We start from the raw sequence: 20,228 nt of genomic DNA, 5'->3' as shown, positions 1-20,228 counted from the left end.
AATCTGTGCAGACTCGATGTCATGTTCAGAGTCGCTCCGCTGCGGCCGGGCCGCCGGTTGCTGGCCGCCGCCACCGCCATGACCACCCCGCTGCTGCCCGAGGACTTCCTCGGCCTGATCGACCCCCTGTGGTCGACGACCCAGCTGCGCGGCCGGGTCGTCGCCCGCCGCCGGGAGACCGACCGTGCCGTCTCGGTGACGATCGAACCGGGACGGGACTGGGACGGGCACCGCGCCGGGCAGTACGTCCGCGTCGGGATCGACGTCGACGGCGTCCGGCACTGGCGCTCGTACTCCCTGTCCGGACCGCAGGACGCCGACCACCTGACGATCACCGTGCAGGCCGTGCCGGACGGGATCGTCTCGCAGAAGCTCGTCCGTGACCTGCCGATCGGCACGATCGTGCAGCTCGAGCAGGCACAGGGCGACTTCGTCCTCCCGGACGCGCCCTCGCCGCTGCTGATGGTCACCGCGGGCAGCGGGATCACCCCGGTGATGGGCATGCTGCGCACCCTGGACGCGGCCGGCGCCGTGCCGGACGTCGTCGTCGTGCACAGCGCGCCGTCGGCCGAGGACTCGATCTTCGCCGCCGAGCTGGCCGCGATGGCCGAGCGCCGCAGCGGGCTGCGGGTGATCACCCGGCACACCGGCGAGCAGGGCCGTCTCGACCTGGCCGAGCTCGACGAGCTGGTCCCCGACTGGCGCGACCGCGACGCCTACGTCTGCGGGCCGTCCGAGCTCCTCGACGCGGCCGGGACGCACTGGGCCGCGACGCCGGACAGGCTGCGCGTGGAGCGGTTCACCGCCCCGGCCCGCAGCACCGGCGGGTCCGGTGGACGCGTCGAGTACGGCGACCGGGCCGTCGACGTCGAGCCCGGCACCAGCCTGCTGGAGGCCGGTGAGGCCGCGGGCGTGCTGATGCCCAGCGGCTGCCGGATGGGCATCTGCTTCGGCTGCGTGCTCCCGCTGCGCGACGGCCAGGTCCGCGACCTGCGCACCGGTGACGTGCACGGCGAGCCCGGCGACCTGGTCCAGACCTGCATCTCCGGGGCGAGCGGCACCGCTCGTCTCGACACCCCCTGATCACGCACCACTCACGCACAGCGCAGATGCTCGCTCCGCGAGCTCCGCTCGAGAACGAGGAGGAACCGCCATGACCGCGACCCTCGACCGTCCCGTCATCGACACCGCGACCGTGACCGACGACGTCGACCGGCACCCGGTCCGTCCGTCGCTGCAGCTCGTCCCCTCCTCCCGCCGCGAGGACGTCGAGGCGACGACGTCGCTGACGCCCGAGCAGATCGAGGAGCTGGGCCGGCGACTGGACGCGATCCGCGACCGGGTGCTCGCCGAGCGCGGCGAGTCCGACGCCGCCTACATCCGCAAGGTGATCAGCTCGCAGCGCGCCCTGGAGATCGGCGGGCGTGCCCTGCTGTTCGCCGGTGTGCTGCCGCCGGCCTGGATCGCCGGCACCGCCATGCTCTCCATCGCCAAGATCATGGAGAACATGGAGATCGGCCACAACGTCATGCACGGCCAGTGGGACTGGATGCGTGACCCGAAGATCCACTCCAGCACGTGGGAGTGGGACAACGTGAGCTTGTCGGCCGAGTGGAGGAACTCGCACAACTACATGCACCACACCTACACCAACGTCGTCGGCAAGGACCGCGACGTCGGGTACGGGATCCTGCGCCTGTCCGAGGAGCAGAAGTGGAACCCGTACTACCTGGGCAACCCGGTCTACAACTTCCTGCTCTCGCTGTTCTTCCAGTGGGGCGTCGCGCTGCACGACCTCGAGGTGGAGAAGGTCGTGCAGGGGCAGAAGCCGCTGTCGCGGGTGTGGGAGCAGGTGAAGTCGATCGGTCGCAAGGCCGCGAAGCAGTTCACCAAGGACTACGTGGTGTTCCCGGCGCTGGCCGGCCCGTTCTTCCTGCCGGTCCTGGCCGGCAACCTCACCGCGAACCTGGTGCGCAACGTCTGGTCGCACGCGGTGATCTTCTGCGGGCACTTCCCGACGGGCGCGGTGCAGTTCACCGAGGAGCAGCTCGAGGGCGAGACCCGCGGGCAGTGGTACGTCCGGCAGATGCTCGGCTCGGCGAACCTGGAGGGTGGGACGTTCTTCCACCTGATGACCGGGCAGCTCAGCTTCCAGATCGAGCACCACCTGTTCCCGGACCTGCCCAGCAACCGCTACGCCGAGGTCGCCCCCGAGGTGCGTGAGCTCTGCCGCGAGTACGGCCTGGAGTACACGACGGGCTCGCTCGGCAAGCAGTACCTGCAGGTCCTGCGCACGATCAACCGCCTGGCCCTGCCGGGCGGCAAGCGCTGACACCCCTCGTGCGCTGACGCGCCCGTGCGCGGATATCGCTGCTCCGGCGACGATGTCCGCGCACGAGGGTGTGCGGGCTCAGCTCGCGGCCGGGCCGAAGACGGTGTGCAGCACCCCGGTGCTCAGCGCCGACGAGCGCAGCAGCGTCAGCCCGACGCCGTCGGTGCCGTCCGGGAACAGCTTCGCGCCCTTGCCGACGACGAGCGGGTGCACCATCAGGTGCAGCTCGTCGAGCAGGCCGTGGGCCGGCAGCGCCCGGACGAGCGTGAGGCTGCCGGAGACGCCGATGTCCGGGCCGTCGGAGGCCTTGATGTCGCGCAGGCGCTGCACCCAGTCGCCGCCCAGCAGCGTCGAGTTCTGCCAGGCGTCGGCGGAGTCGAGCGTCGTGGACACGACGTACTTCGGGGTGTTGTTCATGCCGTCGGCCATCGGGTCGTCGGTCAGGGAGCCGAAGTGCTCCCCGAGGCCCACCCCGCCCGGCCCGCGGAACTCGTGAGTCACGACGTGCGCGTCGCGCTCGTCCTGGTTCACGAGTGGCGGCCCGGGTGGGGTGGGCCGGATCGGGGTCAGGCGGGGGAGCGGTCCAGGAAGCCGTGTACCTGTGTCAGGCGGCCGTCGGCGTCGGTGACGACGACATCGAAGCCGACCACGGGGGCTTCGGATCCGTTGCCGAGAGTGCCGGCGGGGCCGGCCTCCCAGCGGAAGCGGGCCTGGTCGTGGTGGGCGTCGACGGGGCCGAGCAGCCGGAACTCGAACCCGGCGAGCTGGGACTGGGCCGCGGCCACGAACCCGTCGATCCCGTCGTGCCCGGCGACGTCGGCGAGCGGGTCGGTGTAGGTGCCGCCGGTCGTCCACAGCGCGGCGACCTTCTCCTTGCGGGCGGCGGGGTCGGTCTCGTTCCAGACGTCGATGTAGCGGCGGGCGACGTCGTCGAAGTCGGTCATCTCGGGCTCCTTCTCGGTGTTCTTCGTGGTGACGTCGTCGAGACTGGCCGGGCCGGTGCGGCGTAGCGATTACCCGCGACGTAGGCGGATCCCGTTACCTGCGAGGTAGTCGTCGCGCCGTGCGCGGCTCGCTAGCGTGGCCATCGTGACCAGTGCGGACGCGCGCCGGAGCCGCCCCGGCGGGCCGGGGGAGATGCTGCGGTTCTGGCGGGCCCGGCGACGGGTGAGCCAGATGGACCTGGCGCTGGCCGCGGGTGTGTCGACGCGGCACCTGAGCTTCGTCGAGACCGGCCGGTCCGGGGCCAGCCGGGAGCTGCTCGGCGCGCTGGCCGAGGAGCTGGAGATCCCGCTGCGCGAACGCAACGCGCTGCTGCTCGCCGCCGGGTTCGCCCCGGCCTACACCGAGCGCCCGCTCGACGACGACGCCCACGCGCCCGTCCGCGGGGCCCTGGAACAGCTGATGGCCGCCCACGACCCGAACCCGGCACTCGTCGTCGACCGCTGGGGCGACGTGGTGCTCGCCGGCGCGGCGGTCGCGCCGTTGCTCGACGGCGTCGATCCGGACGTCCTGGGCCCGCCGACGAACGTCTACCGCCTGAGCCTGCACCCCCGCGGCCTCGCCCCGCGGATCCGGAACCTGGCGCAGTGGCGCGAGCACCTGCTGCACCGCCTGGAACGCCAGGTCCGGGTCACCGCCGACCCACGCCTGACCGCCCTGCTCACCGAGGTCCGCGCCTATCCGTCACCGGACGCGGCGAGCCTGCCCGTCCCCGGCGGTGACGTGCTCCTGCCGCTGCAGCTCGACCACCCCGCCGGCGCGCTGTCGTTCCACTCGACGATGACGACGTTCGGCGCCCCGCACGACGTCACCCTCGCCGAGCTGGCCGTCGAGACGTTCCTCCCCGCCGACGACGCCACACGTGAGGCCCTGCGCCACTTGGCCGCCTCCCGCTCCGGGCGGCCGTGAACCGCGACATCCGGCCCCACCGTCCCCGGCTCGCTCATGGAGCCTTCGTGCGGCGAGCCGGCACCGAAGCGCCACGAGTGCGACCCGCGGCCCGTCGGCCCGGCCGACCCGTGGGGTTTTCGTGCGGTGGGACGACACGGAAGCTCCATGAGTGCGGCAGTCAGCCGGCGGCAGGTCTCGTCGCCCGGTCGGCCGTGCGGTGGATGGCCTCGATGAGGTCCGGCCAGATGCGTTGCGGCAGGTCGTGGCCCATGCCGGGGACCTCGACCAGCTCCGCGGCGGGGATCGCGGCGGCGGTGGCGCGCCCGCCGGAGGGCTGGATGACACGGTCGGCGAGGCCGTGGAACACCAGCGCCGGGCAGGTCAGACGGCCCAGGTCGGCGGTGCGGTCGCGCTCGCCGACACAGGCCGCGAGCTGACGTCCGCCGCCCGTGCCGTCACCGGTCTCGCGGGCCGACGAGCGGCGCATCGTGACGCGCACGTCCTCGTCGTCGGCTGCGGTGCGTCCCTCGGAGCCGATCCGGCGGAACGAGGCGACCATGCTCTCCACCGGGTCCGACGAGGGCGGGCGCAGGAACTCCGGCACCATCCGCCAGGAGACCTTGCCGGTCCGCCCGTCCCCGGGCCGTCCCATGATCGAGGTCAGCGACAGCGTGAGCGACGGGTGCCGGATCGCGACCTCCTGGGCGACCATCGAGCCCAGCGATGCGCCGACCACGTGCGCCCCGCGCGGGTCGAGCGCGGCGATCAGCCCGCCGACGTCGTCGGCCATGTCCCCGAGGGTGTAGACCGGCGTCGCCCGCCGCGTCACGAAACCCCACGCGCTGATCCCCGGCCCGCGGACGTGGGTGGAGCGGCCGACGTCGCGGTTGTCGAACCGCACGACGTGGAACCCGCGCCCGGCCAGGGCACGGCAGAACCCCTCGCGCCACCAGTCCAGCGACAGGCCCAGGCCCATGACCAGCACGACCATCGGATCCTCGGGTGAGCCGAACGACTCGTGACAGATCCGGATGTCGCCGACGGTGGTGAAGTCCTCGCTCATCACCTTCTCGTTCGCGCCACGGCGGTCGCCCGGTTCGGCCCGAGCGGGAAGCAGGCGGGAAACGGACGGGCGGACTGTCGGGGGTGCCGGTTAGCGTTCTTCGGTGTGGGGGACGGACCGGTGTGGGCACGGGGTCTGCGCAAGCGCTTCGGCGAGTTCGAGGCGGTGCGCGGGATCGACGTCGACGTGGCGCCGGGGGAGGTGTTCGGCTTCCTCGGGCCCAACGGCGCGGGCAAGTCCTCGGCGATGCGGATGATCGCCTGCGTGTCGCCGCGCTCCGGCGGTGAGCTGTCCGTGCTGGGCATGGACCCCGACGTCGACGGCCCGCGGATCCGGGCGCGGATCGGCGTCGTCCCGCAGCTGGACAACCTCGACACCGAGCTGTCGGTCCGGCAGAACCTGCAGATGTACGGGCGCTACTTCGGCCTGTCCCGCTGCCAGGTCCGGGACAAGGCCACCGAGCTGCTGGAGTTCGCCCGTCTCACCGACCGCGCCGACGAGCCGGTCGAACCGCTCTCGGGCGGCATGAAACGGCGTCTGACGATCGCCCGGGCCCTGGTCAACGACCCGGAGCTGCTCCTGCTCGACGAGCCGACCACCGGTCTGGACCCGCAGGCCCGGCACCTGCTGTGGGAGCGCCTCTACCGGCTCAAGAGCGAGGGCGTCACCCAGATCATCACCACCCACTACATGGACGAGGCCGAGCAGCTCTGCGACCGCCTCGTCGTCATGGACGGCGGCGTCATCGTCGCCGAGGGCGCGCCGTCGGAGCTGATCGCGCGCTGGTCGACCCGGGAGGTGCTGGAGCTGCGTTTCGCCCCGGAGGACCGCCCCGCCGCGGGCGACTTCGACGGCGTCGTGGAGCGGGTGGAGGACCTGCCGGACCGGCTGCTGCTCTACACCGGCGACGGGGAACGGGCCCAGGCCGAGATCGTCCGGCGGGGGCACCGGCCGCTGTCCACACTGGTGCGCCGGTCCTCGCTGGAGGACGTGTTCCTGCGCCTGACCGGGCGGAGGCTGATCGAGTGAGCACGCTCGCGCCGCCCGGGTACGGGCGGGGGATCGCGCTGGTCGTCGAGCACTTCTGGACCTGGTACCGCCGCAACTGGCGGGCCAGCGTCGTGTCCTCGGTGCTGCAGCCGCTGCTGTTCCTGCTCGCGTTCGGGGTGGGCTTCGGGTCACTGGTCGACGCGCGCGCGGCCGGCGCCGTCGGCGGGGTGTCCTACCTCGTGTGGCTTGCCCCGGCACTGCTGGCGGTCTCGGCGGTGCAGAGTGCGGCGTTCGAGTCGACCTACCCGGTGCTCTCGGGGTTCAAGTGGCAGCGGATCTACCTCGCGATGACCGCCGGCCCGATCTCGCCGGGGCAGGTCGCGCTCGGGCACCTGGGCTGGGTGGCGGTCAAGCTCGCCGGCACCGGCGCGGTGTTCACCGTGGTCGTGGCGCTGCTGGGCGGGGCCGGTGGCCCGGGGATCGTCGTCGCGCTGCTGGTCGCGGTGCTGACCGGCTCGGCCGTGGCCGCGCTGATCACCGCGTTCGCGGCCACCGTGCAGACCGACGGCGGGGCGTTCAACGCGATCTTCCGCTTCGTGATCATCCCGATGACGCTGTTCTCCGGCACGTTCTTCCCCGTCGACCGGCTGCCCGGCTGGGTGCAGCCCCTGGCGTGGGTGTCGCCGCTGTGGCACGGCACCGAGCTGGCCCGCGCCGCGGCCGTCGGGGGCACGACGACCACCGTCGCGGTGGTGGGGCACCTGGCCTACCTGCTCGTGCTGCTCGTCGTCGGAACGGTGCTGGCGATGCGGCTGTTCACGCGGAGGCTGGCCCGGTGAGCCGGGCGGGCGTGCGCCGGGAGGCGCCGGCGATCTGGCGGCTGCTGCCGGCGGGAAGCTACGCCGGGCGGTCGAGCGCGCTGCTCCTGCGCTCGGCGACGGCGTCGAAGCGGGCCTGGCTGGCGTTCGCGTCCGGGTTCTTCGAGCCGGTGTTCTACCTGGTCGCCATGGGTCAAGGGCTGGGGTCGCTGGTCGGCGCGCTGCCCGGCCCGGACGGGACGCCGATCAGCTACGCGGCGTTCATCGCGCCGGGCCTGCTCGCGGCGTCGGCGATGAACGGTGCGGTGTTCGACTCGACCTTCAACGTGTTCTTCAAGCTGCGCTACGTCCGCCTCTACGACGCGATGCTGGCCACCCCGCTCGGTCCGGTCGACGTCGCGCTCGGCGAGATCGGATGGGCGCTGGTCCGCGGCGGGCTCTACGCGCTGGGGTTCCTCGCCGTGATGGCCGGGTTCGGGCTGCTCACCTCGCCGTGGGCACTGCTCGCGCTGCCGGCGGCGCTGATCGTGGCGTGCGCGTTCGCCGCGGTCGGGATGGCGGCGACGTCCTACATGCGCTCCTGGCAGGACTTCGACCTGGTCACGCTCGTGATCCTGCCGATGTTCCTGTTCTCGACGACGTTCTACCCGCTCTCGGTCTACCCGCGGTGGCTGCAGATCGTGGTGGAGGTGCTGCCGCTCTACCACGCCGTCGAGCTGATGCGCGGGCTCACGACGGGCGTGGTCGGGCCCGGCCTGCTGGGGCACCTGGCGTACTTCCTGGTGATGGGCGCCGTCGGGGTGGTGCTGGCCGCGCGACGCCTGGATGCACTGCTGCTGAGGTGATCACAGCCGGGCCGCACCGGCCCACGCCGACCGGACGAAAGGGGCAACCCCGGGGCGCCCGCGGGACAGGGCTACCCTGGGCCAGCGTGAGTGCCTCCGTGTTTCCCGCCCTGGAAGCCCTGCTGCCGCAGGTGTCCAAACCCGTGCAGTATGTCGGCGGTGAGGGGAACTCCCAGATCAAGGACTGGGACGCCGCGACCGTCCGGTGGGCCCTGCTCTACCCGGACGCCTACGAGGTCGGTCTGCCCAACCAGGGCGTCCAGATCCTCTACGAGGTCCTGAACGAGCGCGCCGACGCCCTGGCCGAGCGCTGCTACTCGGTGTGGCCGGACCTCGAGGCCAAGATGCGCGACGCGGGCGTCCCGGCGTTCACCGTCGACTCGCACCGTCCCGTCGGGGCCTTCGACGTCCTCGGCGTCTCCTTCTCCACCGAGCTCGGCTACACGAACCTGCTCACGACGCTGGACCTGGCCGGGACCCCGCTGCACGCCGCCGACCGCGACGAGACGCACCCGGTCGTCGTCGCCGGCGGGCACGCCGCGTTCAACCCGGAGCCGGTCTCGGACTTCGTCGACGTGGCCGCCCTCGGTGACGGCGAGGATGTCGTCGGCGACATCACCGACGTCGTCGCCGCGTGGAAGCGCGAGGGACGCCCCGGCGGGCGCCGCGAGCTGCTGCTGCGCCTGGCCGCGACGCCGGGCTGCTACGTGCCCGTCCTCTACGACGTCACCTACGGCGACGACGGCGCGATCACGGCCGTCACCCCCGTCGACGAGCGGGTGCCGGCGACGGTGCAGAAGCGCACCACGATCGAGCTCGACGAGTGGCCCTACCCGAAGGCGCCGCTGGTCCCGCTGGCCGAGACCGTGCACGAGCGGGCCAGCGTCGAGATCTTCCGTGGCTGCACCCGCGGCTGCCGGTTCTGCCAGGCCGGGATGATCACCCGTCCGGTCCGCGAACGGTCCCTGCAGGGGATCGGCGAGATGGTGGACAGCTCGGTGCGGGCCTCCGGCTTCGACGAGGTCGGCCTGCTGTCCCTGTCGAGCGCGGACCACTCCGAGATCGCCGAGATCACCAAGGGCCTCGCCGACCGCTACGAGGGCTCGAACACCTCGCTGAGCCTGCCCTCGACGCGGGTCGACGCGTTCAACATCGACCTGGCCAAGGAGATCTCGCGCAACGGCCGCCGCTCGGGGCTGACGTTCGCCCCCGAGGGCGGCTCCGAGCGGATCCGCCGGGTGATCAACAAGATGGTCTCCGAGGAGGACCTGATCCGGACCGTCTCCGAGGCGTTCGCGCAGGGATGGCGGCAGGTCAAGCTCTACTTCATGGTCGGCCTGCCGACCGAGGAGGACGAGGACGTCCTGGAGATCGCCGGGATGGCGCACCGGGTGATCAAGGCCGGTCGCGAGGCGTCCGGGCGCAATGACGTCCGGTGCACGATCTCCATCGGCGGGTTCGTGCCCAAGCCGCACACCCCGTTCCAGTGGGCCGCGCAGTGCCACCCCGACGTCGTCGACGATCGGCTGCGCAAGCTGCGCGCGGCCGTCAACACCGACCGCAAGATCGGCCGCAACATCGGCATGCGCTACCACGATGGGCAGCCCTCGCTGATCGAGGGACTGCTCGCTCGCGGCGACCGCCGGGTCGGCGCGGTCATCGAGCGGGTGTGGCGCGAGGGCGGCCGCTTCGACGGCTGGTCCGAGCACTTCTCCTACGAGCGCTGGTGCGGCGCCGCCGCGGCCGAGCTGGAGCCGAAGGGCGTCTCGCTGGCCTGGTTCACCACCCGCGACCGCGGGCGCGACGAGGTCCTGCCCTGGGACCACCTCGACTCCGGCCTGGAGCGCGACTGGCTCTGGGACGACTGGCAGGAGGCTCTCGAGGGCCGCGAGCAGGACGACTGCCGCTGGACCCCGTGCTTCGACTGCGGCGTGTGCCCGTCCACCGGCACCGACATCGAGGTGGGGCCGAGCGGCACCACGCTGATCCCGCTGAGCGTCGTGAACCCGACCGCCCAGGCGGACCTCCCCGCGCAGGGCTGAAGGTGGCGCAGAACTCCTCCTCCATCCCCGACCCGTCCACGGGCGGCGACCCGACGACCTGGGAGTCCGGCGGGCGCCGCCTGCGTGTCCGCGTGGCCGACGAACGCGACGTCGAAGGCCTGGCCGCGCTGCGCCGTCAGTGGCTCGAGGAGCGGGCCGGACGTCCCGTGCCCGACCCCGGGTTCGAGGAGGCGTTCGCGCAGTGGTGGCGGGTCGAGCAGCCGCGCCGCGCGTTCTGGGTCGCCGAGGTCGGCAGCGAACGGGCCGGGCACACCCCGGTCGGGTCGATCAACGTCGTGGAGACCGTGCACATGCCGCGCCCGGGCGGTCGCGCCGCCCGGGCCGGGCAGGTCGGCAACGCGTTCGTGCTCGCCTCCTTCGCCGAGGCAGGGGTCCCGCGGGCCCTGCTCACCGCCGTCATCACGCACGCCCGCGACCGTGCCTACCGCCGCCTGATCCTCGCCCCGACGGCCGGGAGCGCGGCCTTCTACCGGCGCGCCGGGTTCACCCCGGCCGGGGAGTCCCTGCTGGTGCTGGATCCACACGTGGTCCTGGGGGACTAGCGGCCCGCCGTGGTTCACGGCGATCTGTTCCACGACGTAACTCAAGCTTGACCGGAGTTGACGGGCCGGATCCGGACCCGTCGGTTAGCGTCCCCCGTCACGGGGGGCCGGGGGCTCGCGCACGTCTCCCACCAGGGGAAAACGGACATAATGGGGGAGCGGCGTGGCGAAGCCCGATGTGCCGACCGAGGTGCAGAACCACCAGCAGGACTTCTCCCACGAGGAGGAGGGCTACAGCAAGGGGCTCGGCAAGCGCCAGCTCCAGATGATCGCCATCGGGGGCGCGATCGGCACCGGTCTGTTCCTCGGTGCCGGTGGCCGGCTGGCGTCGGCGGGACCGGCGCTGGCCGTCGTCTACGCGATCTGCGGGTTCTTCGTCTTCCTGATCCTGCGGGCGCTCGGGGAGCTGGTGCTGCACCGGCCGTCGTCGGGGTCGTTCGTCTCCTACGCCCGGGAGTTCTTCGGCGAGAAGGCCGCGTTCGTCGCGGGCTGGCTCTACTTCCTGAACTGGGCGTTCACCTCGATCGTCGACACCACCGCGATCGCGCTCTACATGAAGTACTGGGGCACGTTCTCCTCGGTGCCGCAGTGGTCGATCGCGCTGGTCGCCCTCGTCGTGGTGCTCGGGGCGAACCTGGTCTCGGTGAAGCTGTTCGGTGAGCTGGAGTTCTGGTTCGCCATGGTCAAGGTGATCGCGCTGGTCGCGTTCCTGGTCGTCGGGACGATCTTCCTGGCCGCCCGGTTCCCGATCAACGGCCAGGAGACCGGCTTCTCGGTGATCACCGACAACGGTGGTTTCCTGCCGACCGGGCTGCTGCCGGTCGTCGTCATCACCCAGGGCGTCGTGTTCGCCTACGCCGCGACCGAGCTGGTCGGCACGGCGGCGGGGGAGACGCAGAACCCGGAGAAGGTGATGCCGCGGGCGGTGAACTCGGTGATCGCCCGGATCGCGCTGTTCTACGTCGGCTCGCTGGTCCTGCTCGCGCTGCTGCTCCCCTACACCGCCTACGAGGAGGGCACGAGCCCGTTCGTCACGTTCTTCGCCAGCATCGGGGTCCCCGGGGCCGGCACGCTGATGAACCTGGTCGTGCTCACCGCGGCGCTGTCCAGCCTCAACGCCGGGCTCTACTCGACCGGTCGGATCCTGCGGTCGATGGCGATGAACGGCTCCGCACCGAAGTTCACCGGGCGGATGAACGCCCAGGGCGTGCCCTACGGCGGCATCGCGCTCACCGCGATCATCACGCTGATCGGCGTCGGGCTGAACGCCGTCGTGCCCGACCAGGCGTTCGAGATCGTGCTGAACATCGCCTCGATCGGCATCCTGGCCAGCTGGGCGACGATCGTGCTCTGCCAGATGCGGTTCGTGAAGCTGACCCGGGCCGGGGTCCTGCAGCGGCCGAGCTTCCAGCTGCCGTTCTCGCCCTACACCGGCGGGGCGGTACTGGTGTTCCTGTTCGTCGTGCTGGTGCTGATGGGGTTCGACTACCCGGTGGGGACCTACACCGTCGCGGCGATCCCGCTGCTGGCGCTGATGCTCGTGGTCGGCTGGTACGCCGTCCGCGGGCGGGTCATGGCGGCGGCGAACGAGCGGATGGGCTTCACCGGGGAGTACCCGCTTAAGGCCAACCGACCCAACCGCGACGACCGTCGCGACGGCTGAGGCGACGGTTGGGGAAGGCACCGGCCGGGCGGGCCCGACGGGGTCCGTCCGGCCGCTCCCTAGACTGACCCCATGGCCAGAGTCCGTCCCGGCGCGGCAGCGAACCCGGCACCACCGACGGTGCAGCGGGTCCGACTGCGCTTCGCCAAGCGGGGACGGCTGCGCTTCCTGTCCCATCGCGACGTCGCCCGCAGCTTCGAACGGGCGGTGCGACGCGCCGGCATCCCGGTGTCGCACTCGCACGGCTTCAGCCCGCACCCGCGGCTGTCCTGGGTCGGGGCGGCGCCCACCGGCTCCGCGAGCGAGGCCGAGTACCTCGAGATCGGCCTGACCCGCGAGCTCGACCCCGAGACGGTCCGCGCGGCCCTGGACGCCGCGCTGCCCGACGGCCTCGACGTGCTCGAAGCCGTCGTCGCATCGCCCCCCGGCCTGCCGGAACGCATCGACGCGGGGCTCTGGCGCCTCGTCGTCGCCGGCCTGCCGGTCGCCGAGGTCACCGACGCCGTCGCACGCCTGATGGCGGAGGAGACGCTCGTCGTGGTCCGGATCACACCGTCGGGTCGGCGCGAGATCGACGTGCGCGCCGCGCTGGTCGCGCTGTCGGTCGAGGCCGGTGACGGCGCCACGCCGGACGGGGCGGCGCCTCGGACGGCGGGCGCGGCCGACGACTGTGCGATACTGACCGCGGTCGTTCGGCAGACGACACCGACCGTTCGACCCGATGACGTGCTGAGTGCGCTCACCGTTGTCGCAGGTCTGACCCCGCCGGTCCCGGTCAAGGCGACACGGCTGGCCCAGGGCCTGCTCGACGACGGGGGCAATCTCGCGGATCCGCTCGGTGCAGCTCCGGTGACCCGGGTCTGACCGACGATGTCCGGCTCACCGGCCGGCTGTCGGAGCACCCGCCACGGCGTCGGAGCACGACCCGGTGACACAAGGATTCAGCGACACCAGATGTGCCGCACCGCGCAACCGCGCGGCACGCGGAACGAGAACGCGCAAGGTCCCTGCGCGGCCGCCTTCCCCACGAGGGCGCCCGGGGGCGAAGGAGCTCAATGTCGATCAACGATGGGCCCGCCGGAAAAACCGGTGGGCAGTCCGGGGTGTCCGCGGCCGACCTCCCGGAGAGGCTGCGGGTGCACGCCCTGGCCAAGTTCGTCGGGCGGACCAGCAAGGAGGTCCTGTCCGCACTCGGTGACCTCGGCCAGGAGATCCGCAGCGCCCAGTCCAGCATCACCCGGGCCACCGCCGAGCAGGTGATCTCCGCCCTCGGTGGCGCCACCCAGACCCCGGCCGCCCCCGAGGCCCCGGCCGCTGCCGACGCGCCTGCCCCAGCCGACGTGCCCGGCGCGGCGGTGGTCGACGAGTCGGCGTCGGAGGCGCTCTCCACGGCCGCCGCCGACGCGCTCCTCCCGGTGTCCTCCGACACCTCCCCGGACGACGCCGCCGTCCCGGACCTGCAGATCACCGACCGTCCGGCCCGCAGGGCCGCGCCGGCCAGGGCCCCGCTGTTCGCCGCCCCGATGTTCCAGGCCCCGACCGCGCCCGCCGCCGCGGCGGCCGCTCCGGCCCCGGCGGCCGCCGAGCCCGCGGCCGCCTCCGAGGACGAGGACTCCGACGACACCTCCGGCGGCCGGGCGAAGCCGTCCGGGAAGTCCGGTCGGGGCCGTCGCGGCCGCAAGAAGGACGCCGAGTCCGAGGTCCCGGCGGACGAGCAGACCACCGAGGCCGAGACCTCCGGGTCGGAGCAGGAGTCGGCCGACGACTCCGACGACGGTGACGACTCCGACGGCGCGCGCCGCCGCCGTCGTCGTGGACGCCGTGGCCGTGGCCGCGGGCGTGGCGCCGACGGTGAGTACGACGGCGAGGACGGTGACGACTCCGACGAGTCCGACACCCCGGCCGGCGACTCGTCCTCCGAGGACTCCGCGTCCGGTGACGCGGGCTCCGACGACGACTCCGAGGACTCGTCCGAGTCCGACGACTCGTCCGACGACACCTCCGACTCCGCCGACGAGAGCGGTTCCGGCTCGCGCCGCCGTCGCCGTCGCCGCCGTCGCGGGGGCTCGGACGGCGGTGCCGAGGACCGCACCGAGGACGACCCGCCCAACACCGTCACCAAGGTCCGCCAGCCGCGTGAGCGGGAGCGGGACCGCGAGCGGGACTCCGGCCACGAGTCGTCCTCGGACGACCAGGTGCAGAGCGTCCGCGGCTCCACCCGCCTGGAGGCCAAGCGCCAGCGCCGTCGCGACGGCCGCGACGCCGGTCGCCGCCGCCCGCCGATCCTGTCCGAGTCGGAGTTCCTGGCCCGCCGCGAGTCCGTCGAGCGGACGATGGTGATCCGCCAGCTGTCCGACCGCAACGAGATCGGCGTGCTGGAGGACGACGTCCTGGTCGAGCACTTCATCACCGGCGGCCAGGCCGGCGGCAACTCGATGGTCGGCAACATCTACCTGGGCCGCGTGCAGAACGTGCTGCCCTCGATGGAGGCGGCGTTCGTCGACATCGGGCGCGGCCGCAACGCCGTGCTCTACGCCGGTGAGGTCAACTGGGACGCGGCCGGGCTCAACGGCAAGGCCCGCCGGATCGAGCAGGCCCTGTCCTCCGGCGACCCGGTGCTGGTCCAGGTCACGAAGGACCCGGTCGGCCACAAGGGCGCCCGCCTGACCACCCAGATCAGCCTGGCCGGGCGTTTCCTGGTCTACGTGCCCTCCGGCAGCGCCGCAGGGATCAGCCGCAAGCTGCCCGACAACGAGCGCAAGCGGCTCAAGGACATGCTCAAGGAGATCGTCCCGAGCGAGGCCGGGGTGATCATCCGCACCGCGTCCGAGGGCGTCAGCCACGAGGCGCTGGAGCGCGACGTCCGCCGGCTGCAGGCGCAGTGGGAGGTCGTGAAGGAGAAGTCGGAGAAGACCGGCCCGAAGGCGCCCAAGGCGCCGACCCTGCTCTACGAAGAGCCGGACATGCTGGTCAAGGTCGTGCGCGACCAGTTCAACGAGGACTTCTCGAAGCTCATCATCTCCGGCGACGACGCGTGGGACACGGTGTCGGACTACGTGGACCACGTCGCGCCGGAGCTCGGCGACCGGATGCACCGCCACGTCGGCCCGTCCGACGTGTTCACCGAGCACCGGATCGACGAGCAGCTGCTCAAGGCGCTCGACCGCAAGGTCTGGCTGCCCTCGGGCGGCACGCTGGTGATCGACCGCACCGAGGCGATGACCGTCGTCGACGTCAACACCGGCAAGTTCACCGGCTCCGGGGGCAACCTCGAGGAGACGGTCACCCGGAACAACCTCGAGGCCGCCGAGGAGGTCGTGCGCCAGCTGCGGCTGCGCGACATCGGCGGGATCATCGTCGTCGACTTCATCGACATGGTGCTCGAGGCCAACCGTGACCTGGTGCTGCGACGGCTCACCGAGTGCCTGGCCCGCGACCGCACGCGCCACCAGGTGGCCGAGGTGACGTCGCTGGGCCTGGTCCAGATGACCCGCAAGCGGGTCGGGGGCGGGCTGCTCGAGCACTTCTCCGTCCCGTGCGAGGCGTGCCGCGGACGCGGCGTGATCGTCTCGGCCGACGGGCCGGCGCCGGAGAGCAACGGCAACGGCCACCATCACGGCAACGGCTCGTCGAACGGGCAGCAGAACGGCCGCGGGAACAACGGCAACGGCAGCAACGGCAACGGGAACGGCGGCAACGGGGACGGCAACGGCTCCGAGGGCGGCAGCCGTCGCTCCCGCGGCCGGGGCGGTCGCCGGGGTGGCCAGGACAAGGCCGCCACCCCCGAGGTGGACACCAGCTCGGCCGCGGCCGGGGTGGCACTGGTCGGCGCCGCGACGCTGGGGTCCTCCGCCTCGGGCGCCGCGACGTCGGGGGCCGACTCCGAGGCCGCCCCGGACTCGACACCGACCTCGACCGTCACCGACGCGGGCCCCGCGCCCGAGCCGGGTCCCGGCGCCGGGCACGTCCCGGAGCTGGTGGCCGAGCCGGTCTCCGCGACAGCGCCGGTGACCACCTCACCGGACGAGGAGCAGGCCGCCACGGCGGCGTCCGACCCGGCTCCGGTGGAGGAGGCTCCTGCTCCCGGGCAGGCGCAGGCGCAGGCTCCGGTGGAGACACCGGCGTCGGTGCCGGCCGAGGAGGAGACCCCGGCCCCCGCGCCACGTCGCAAGCGTGGCCGGGTCAGCCGTTCGGCCGGAGCGCCGTCGACGTCGGCGGAGCCGGTCGTCATCACGACGACCGCCGCTCCCGAGGCGGCGTCGTCGCCGGCCGGGAGTCCGGCCGTCGAGACCCCTGCAGCGCAGGAGACGGCCCCGGTGATCCCGCCGGTGCCGCCGCAGCCCGAGCCGGTGGCCGTGACCACCCGGCCCCGCCGGACCAGGCGGGCCGCGTCGCGTCCGGCCGGCCCGCCGGTCGACGCCCCCGCCGACGGCGCGGGATCCGACGGCGGGACCCCGACCAGCACCGACACGGGGGACTGAGCCGGGGGCGACCCGGTTTGACCCTCCAGAAATCCGTTCCGTACCCTGGGACAACAGGAGCCACGCCTGCGAGTGAATTTCGGGTGATGGCGTGCGCGCTCTCACGAGTGCGCCAGTGTCCCCCGATATCCAGGAGTCGTGCGTCAGCGATGTACGCGATCGTCAAGACCGGTGGCAAGCAGTACAAGGTGGCCGTGGACGACACGGTCACCGTCGAGAAGATCGACGGTGAGCCGGGCGCCAAGATCGTCCTGCCCGCCGTCATGCTCGTCGACGGTGACCAGGTGTCCACGGACGTGTCCGGCCTCACCTCCGCGGTGGCCGCGACGATCGTCGAGCACACCAAGGGCCCCAAGATCCGCATTCACAAGTTCAAGAACAAGACCGGGTACCACAAGCGTCAGGGGCACCGTCAGCCCCTGACGACGGTCCAGGTCACGAGCATCGGCAAGTAGGGAGACGCATTCATGGCACACAAGAAGGGTGCGTCCAGCTCCCGTAACGGCCGCGACTCCAACGCCCAGTACCTGGGCGTCAAGCGCTTCGGCGGCCAGACCGTCAAGGCCGGTGAGATCATCATCCGCCAGCGTGGCACCGCGACCCACCCGGGCGTCGGCGTCGGCCGCGGCAAGGACGACACGCTGTACGCCCTGATCGAGGGCTCGGTGCAGTTCGGGCACAAGTCCGGTCGCAAGACCGTGAACATCGTGCCGGTCGAGGCCTGAGGGTTCTCGCCACCAGCTACGTACGCCGACGGCGGGTCACCCTTCGGGTGGCCCGCCGTTCGTCGTGTCAGACCAGTTCGTGTTCGACCCAGTTCGTCCAGATGAGGAGGTACCGCTGATGTCCCGGTTCGTCGATCGGGTCGTGCTGCACGCGACCGCGGGGGCCGGGGGCAACGGCTGTGCCTCGGTGCACAAGGAGAAGTTCAAGCCGCTCGGTGGCCCCGACGGCGGCAACGGCGGCCGGGGAGGGTCGATCATCCTGGTCGTCGACCCCGGCGTGCACACGCTGCTCGACTTCCACCACCGCCCGCACGCCAGCGCCCGCAACGGCACCCAGGGCCAGGGCTCGTTCAAGGCCGGGGCCAGCGCGCCGGACATGGAGATGCTCGTCCCCGACGGCACCGTGGTGTTCGACCAATTCGGCGAGATCGTCGCCGACCTGGTCGGCGCCGGGACCCGGTTCGTCGCCGCCCAGGGCGGCCGCGGTGGGCTCGGCAACGCCGCACTCGCCTCACCGGCCCGCAAGGCCCCCGGGTTCGCGCTGCTCGGAGAGCCCGGCGAGCAGGTCGAGCTGACCCTCGAGCTGCGGTCCCTCGCCGACGTCGGGCTCGTCGGGTTCCCGTCGGCCGGCAAGTCCTCGCTGGTCGCGGCGCTGTCCGCGGCCCGCCCGAAGATCGCCGACTACCCGTTCACCACCCTGGTGCCCCAGCTCGGCGTCGTCAGCGCCGGCGACGAGACCTACACCGTCGCCGACGTCCCCGGCCTGATCCCCGGTGCCTCCGACGGCCGCGGGCTGGGCCTGGAGTTCCTCCGCCACATCGAGCGCTGCTCGGTGCTGGTGCACGTCGTGGACTGCGCGACGTTCGAGACCGACCGCGACCCGGTCGCCGACGTCGTCGCGCTGGAGGAGGAGCTCGCCCGCTACACCCCGGCGCTGGGCGGCAGCCTCGACGAGCGACCGCGCCTGATCGCCCTGAACAAGGTCGACGTGCCGGACGCGGCCGACCTGGTCGACATCGTGCGCGCCGACCTGGCCGAACGCTTCGGCTGGCCGATCTACTCGATCTCCACCGCCACCCGTGCCGGGCTGCGCGAGCTGTCGTTCGCGATGGCCGAGCGGGTCGCCGCGGAGCGTGCCGCCACACCGGCGCCCGAGCCGACCCGGATCGTGCTCCGGCCCAAGGGCGTCGGCGACACCGGCTTCACGATCGAGACCGACCACGAGAACGAGGGCGGGTTCATCGTCCGCGGCGAGCGCCCGGAGCGCTGGATCCGCCAGACCTCGTTCGACAACGACGAGGCCGTCGGCTACCTCGGCGACCGGCTGGCCCGGCTCGGGGTGGAGGAGGCGCTGGCCAAGGCCGGTGCGGTCCCCGGCTGCCCGGTCACCATCGGCGAGGTGACGTTCGACTGGGAGCCCAGCACCCCGGCCGGCATGGCCGTGCTGATGTCCGGGCGCGGCACCGACCGTCGTCTCGACGACCCCGACCGCGTGGGCGCCGACGAGCGCAAGCGGGCCCGTGCGGCCCGCCGGGCGCACCTGTCCGACGCCGAGCTCGGGGCGGGAGCGCGCTACTCGTCCGATCACGATCTGGACGCACCGGAGCGATGACCGCCGCCGACCGCCCCGCCGCCGGCCCGGCTCCGACCGCATCGCAGCCGGGGGCACCGTCGTCCACGCGGGTGTCCCTGGGGACGGCCCGGCGGATCGTGGTGAAGGTCGGCTCGTCGTCGTTGACCAGCCTGGGCGGCGGGCTCGACCCGGCGCGGCTGGACTCCCTGGTGGACGCGCTGATGGCGCGCCGGGAGGCGGGGGCGCAGGTCGTGCTCGTCTCGTCCGGGGCGATCGCGGCCGGGCTCGCGCCGCTGTCGCTGCGTCGCCGTCCCCGGGACCTGGCCACCCAGCAGGCCGCGGCCGCGGTCGGGCAGCTGCTGCTCGCGCACGCCTACTCGGCGTCGTTCGCCCGGCACGGCCAGGGCATCGGGCAGGTCCTGCTCACCGCCGACGACATGATCCGCCGCGCGAACTACCGCAACGCGCAGCGGACGCTGGAACGCCTGCTCGGCCTCGGCTCGGTGCCGGTGGTCAACGAGAACGACACCGTGGCCACCGACGAGATCCGGGTCGGTGACAACGACCGGCTCGCCGCCCTCGTCGCCCACATCGTCGGCGCGGACGCGCTGGTGCTGCTCTCCGACGTCGACGGGCTCTACGACGGCGACCCGCGCGGCCCGGACGCGCGCCTGCTCTCCGAGGTCGCCGACCCCGCCGATCTGGGGGCGGTCGGCGTCGCCCGGCCCGGATCCGGCCTGGGCACCGGCGGGATGGCCACGAAGATCACGGCGGCGGCGATGGCGTCGGCGGCCGGGATCCCGGTGCTCCTCGCCGCGGCCGAGGACGCCGCCGCGGCGCTCGACGCGGGTCCGGACGGGCCGAAGGTAGGCACGGCGTTCCACTCGTCGGGGCGCCGGATGTCGGCGCGCCGGTTCTGGCTGCGCCACGCCGCCGACGTCCGCGGCGCACTGGACATCGACGCCGGCGCCGTCGAGGCCGTCCGCAAGCGCCGTCGCTCCCTGCTGGCCGCCGGGATCCACGGCGTGTCCGGGGACTTCGACGCCGGCGACGTCGTGGAGCTCCTCGGCCCGCACGGACGCCCGGTCGGCCGGGGAGTCGTCGGCTACGACGCGACCGAGCTCCCGGCCATGATCGGCCGCCGCACCCACGAGCTCCCGCCGGAGCAACGCCGCGAGATCGTCCACGCCGACGACCTGGTCCTGCTCTGATCTCGGTCCGCCGGGTTGTCGCGGGGGAC

The 20,228-nt window shown here is 72.8% G+C and carries 18 protein-coding genes; 15 read left to right on the top strand and 3 right to left on the bottom strand.

The annotated features are described in order from the left end of the window. The first annotated feature begins 21 nt into the window (after positions 1-21). Positions 22-1,083, top strand: coding sequence for a ferredoxin reductase (locus EV383_RS22840; RefSeq protein ID WP_130291827.1), 1,062 nt, complete (start codon positions 22-24; stop codon positions 1,081-1,083). 70 nt (positions 1,084-1,153) lie between these two features. Further along, positions 1,154-2,332, top strand: a complete 1,179-nt coding sequence (locus tag EV383_RS22835; RefSeq protein ID WP_130291826.1) for a fatty acid desaturase family protein — start codon at positions 1,154-1,156, stop codon at positions 2,330-2,332. A 78-nt stretch (positions 2,333-2,410) separates the two neighbouring features. Here EV383_RS22835 and EV383_RS22830 read toward each other — a convergent pair whose 3' ends face one another. Next, complete coding sequence (locus tag EV383_RS22830) at positions 2,411-2,863, bottom strand: dihydrofolate reductase family protein (protein WP_242623253.1); 453 nt, start codon at positions 2,861-2,863, stop codon at positions 2,411-2,413. Between the two features lie 35 nt (positions 2,864-2,898). Further along, positions 2,899-3,276 carry a nuclear transport factor 2 family protein gene (locus tag EV383_RS22825; RefSeq protein WP_130291825.1) on the bottom strand — a complete coding sequence of 126 codons (378 nt, stop codon included), beginning with the start codon at positions 3,274-3,276 and terminating at the stop codon, positions 2,899-2,901. A gap of 145 nt (positions 3,277-3,421) precedes the next feature. Between EV383_RS22825 and EV383_RS22820 the strand changes: the two genes are divergently transcribed. Next, positions 3,422-4,243, top strand: a complete 822-nt coding sequence (locus tag EV383_RS22820) for a helix-turn-helix domain-containing protein (protein ID WP_479725235.1) — start codon at positions 3,422-3,424, stop codon at positions 4,241-4,243. A gap of 160 nt (positions 4,244-4,403) precedes the next feature. On the opposite strand, the gene EV383_RS22815 is transcribed toward EV383_RS22820, so the two are convergent. After that, complete coding sequence (locus EV383_RS22815; RefSeq protein ID WP_130291824.1) at positions 4,404-5,288, bottom strand: alpha/beta fold hydrolase; 885 nt, start codon at positions 5,286-5,288, stop codon at positions 4,404-4,406. Positions 5,289-5,393: 105 nt separating this feature from the next. On the opposite strand from EV383_RS22815, the gene EV383_RS22810 reads away from it, so the two are divergent. From EV383_RS22810 to proB, 12 genes are all read left to right on the top strand, one after another. Beyond that, on the top strand, positions 5,394-6,317 hold the full coding sequence (locus tag EV383_RS22810) for an ABC transporter ATP-binding protein (RefSeq protein WP_130291823.1): 924 nt from the start codon (positions 5,394-5,396) through the stop codon (positions 6,315-6,317). Then, positions 6,314-7,117 carry an ABC transporter permease gene (locus tag EV383_RS22805; protein ID WP_130291822.1) on the top strand — a complete coding sequence of 268 codons (804 nt, stop codon included), beginning with the start codon at positions 6,314-6,316 and terminating at the stop codon, positions 7,115-7,117. The genes EV383_RS22810 and EV383_RS22805 overlap by 4 nt, the downstream gene beginning before the upstream one ends. Continuing rightward, a complete protein-coding gene (locus tag EV383_RS22800; protein ID WP_130291821.1) occupies positions 7,114-7,941 on the top strand; it encodes an ABC transporter permease in 828 nt (275 codons plus the stop codon). Before EV383_RS22805 ends, EV383_RS22800 begins: the two co-directional genes overlap by 4 nt. A gap of 86 nt (positions 7,942-8,027) precedes the next feature. Next, a complete protein-coding gene (locus EV383_RS22795; protein WP_242623252.1) occupies positions 8,028-9,983 on the top strand; it encodes a TIGR03960 family B12-binding radical SAM protein in 1,956 nt (651 codons plus the stop codon). 2 nt (positions 9,984-9,985) lie between these two features. Further along, positions 9,986-10,546, top strand: a complete 561-nt coding sequence (locus tag EV383_RS22790; protein ID WP_130291820.1) for a GNAT family N-acetyltransferase — start codon at positions 9,986-9,988, stop codon at positions 10,544-10,546. A 163-nt stretch (positions 10,547-10,709) separates the two neighbouring features. Continuing rightward, positions 10,710-12,209, top strand: coding sequence for an amino acid permease (locus tag EV383_RS22785; RefSeq protein WP_242623251.1), 1,500 nt, complete (start codon positions 10,710-10,712; stop codon positions 12,207-12,209). Between the two features lie 72 nt (positions 12,210-12,281). Continuing rightward, positions 12,282-13,073 carry a TIGR03936 family radical SAM-associated protein gene (locus EV383_RS22780; protein WP_130291819.1) on the top strand — a complete coding sequence of 264 codons (792 nt, stop codon included), beginning with the start codon at positions 12,282-12,284 and terminating at the stop codon, positions 13,071-13,073. A 191-nt stretch (positions 13,074-13,264) separates the two neighbouring features. After that, positions 13,265-16,690, top strand: a complete 3,426-nt coding sequence (locus EV383_RS22775) for a translation initiation factor IF-2 N-terminal domain-containing protein (RefSeq protein WP_130291818.1) — start codon at positions 13,265-13,267, stop codon at positions 16,688-16,690. A gap of 149 nt (positions 16,691-16,839) precedes the next feature. Further along, positions 16,840-17,145, top strand: a complete 306-nt coding sequence (gene rplU / locus EV383_RS22770; protein WP_130291817.1) for a 50S ribosomal protein L21 — start codon at positions 16,840-16,842, stop codon at positions 17,143-17,145. Between the two features lie 12 nt (positions 17,146-17,157). Continuing rightward, positions 17,158-17,415, top strand: coding sequence for a 50S ribosomal protein L27 (gene rpmA / locus EV383_RS22765; protein ID WP_130291816.1), 258 nt, complete (start codon positions 17,158-17,160; stop codon positions 17,413-17,415). Positions 17,416-17,533: 118 nt separating this feature from the next. Further along, positions 17,534-19,027 carry a GTPase ObgE gene (obgE, locus tag EV383_RS22760; RefSeq protein ID WP_130291815.1) on the top strand — a complete coding sequence of 498 codons (1,494 nt, stop codon included), beginning with the start codon at positions 17,534-17,536 and terminating at the stop codon, positions 19,025-19,027. Further along, positions 19,024-20,199, top strand: coding sequence for a glutamate 5-kinase (gene proB, locus EV383_RS22755; RefSeq protein ID WP_130291814.1), 1,176 nt, complete (start codon positions 19,024-19,026; stop codon positions 20,197-20,199). The genes obgE and proB overlap by 4 nt, the downstream gene beginning before the upstream one ends. Positions 20,200-20,228: the final 29 nt, after the last annotated feature.

It is taken from the genome of Pseudonocardia sediminis, assembly GCF_004217185.1.
GTDB lineage: Bacteria > Actinomycetota > Actinomycetes > Mycobacteriales > Pseudonocardiaceae > Pseudonocardia > Pseudonocardia sediminis.
The sequence above is the reverse complement of the archived record's forward strand: the minus strand, read 5'-3'. Positions and strand labels throughout refer to the sequence as shown.

What these genes read in the sequence shown, in the direction of transcription:
- EV383_RS22840 (WP_130291827.1), top strand. Translation starts at nt 22, where the DNA reads ATGTTCAGAGTCGCTCCGCTGCGGCCGGGCCGCCGGTTGCTGGCCGCC.
- EV383_RS22835 (WP_130291826.1), top strand. Translation starts at nt 1,154, where the DNA reads ATGACCGCGACCCTCGACCGTCCCGTCATCGACACCGCGACCGTGACC.
- EV383_RS22825 (WP_130291825.1), bottom strand. Translation starts at nt 3,276, where the DNA reads ATGACCGACTTCGACGACGTCGCCCGCCGCTACATCGACGTCTGGAAC.
- EV383_RS22815 (WP_130291824.1), bottom strand. Translation starts at nt 5,288, where the DNA reads ATGAGCGAGGACTTCACCACCGTCGGCGACATCCGGATCTGTCACGAG.
- EV383_RS22780 (WP_130291819.1), top strand. Translation starts at nt 12,282, where the DNA reads ATGGCCAGAGTCCGTCCCGGCGCGGCAGCGAACCCGGCACCACCGACG.
- EV383_RS22775 (WP_130291818.1), top strand. Translation starts at nt 13,265, where the DNA reads ATGTCGATCAACGATGGGCCCGCCGGAAAAACCGGTGGGCAGTCCGGG.
- rplU (WP_130291817.1), top strand. Translation starts at nt 16,840, where the DNA reads ATGTACGCGATCGTCAAGACCGGTGGCAAGCAGTACAAGGTGGCCGTG.
- rpmA (WP_130291816.1), top strand. Translation starts at nt 17,158, where the DNA reads ATGGCACACAAGAAGGGTGCGTCCAGCTCCCGTAACGGCCGCGACTCC.
- obgE (WP_130291815.1), top strand. Translation starts at nt 17,534, where the DNA reads ATGTCCCGGTTCGTCGATCGGGTCGTGCTGCACGCGACCGCGGGGGCC.
- proB (WP_130291814.1), top strand. Translation starts at nt 19,024, where the DNA reads ATGACCGCCGCCGACCGCCCCGCCGCCGGCCCGGCTCCGACCGCATCG.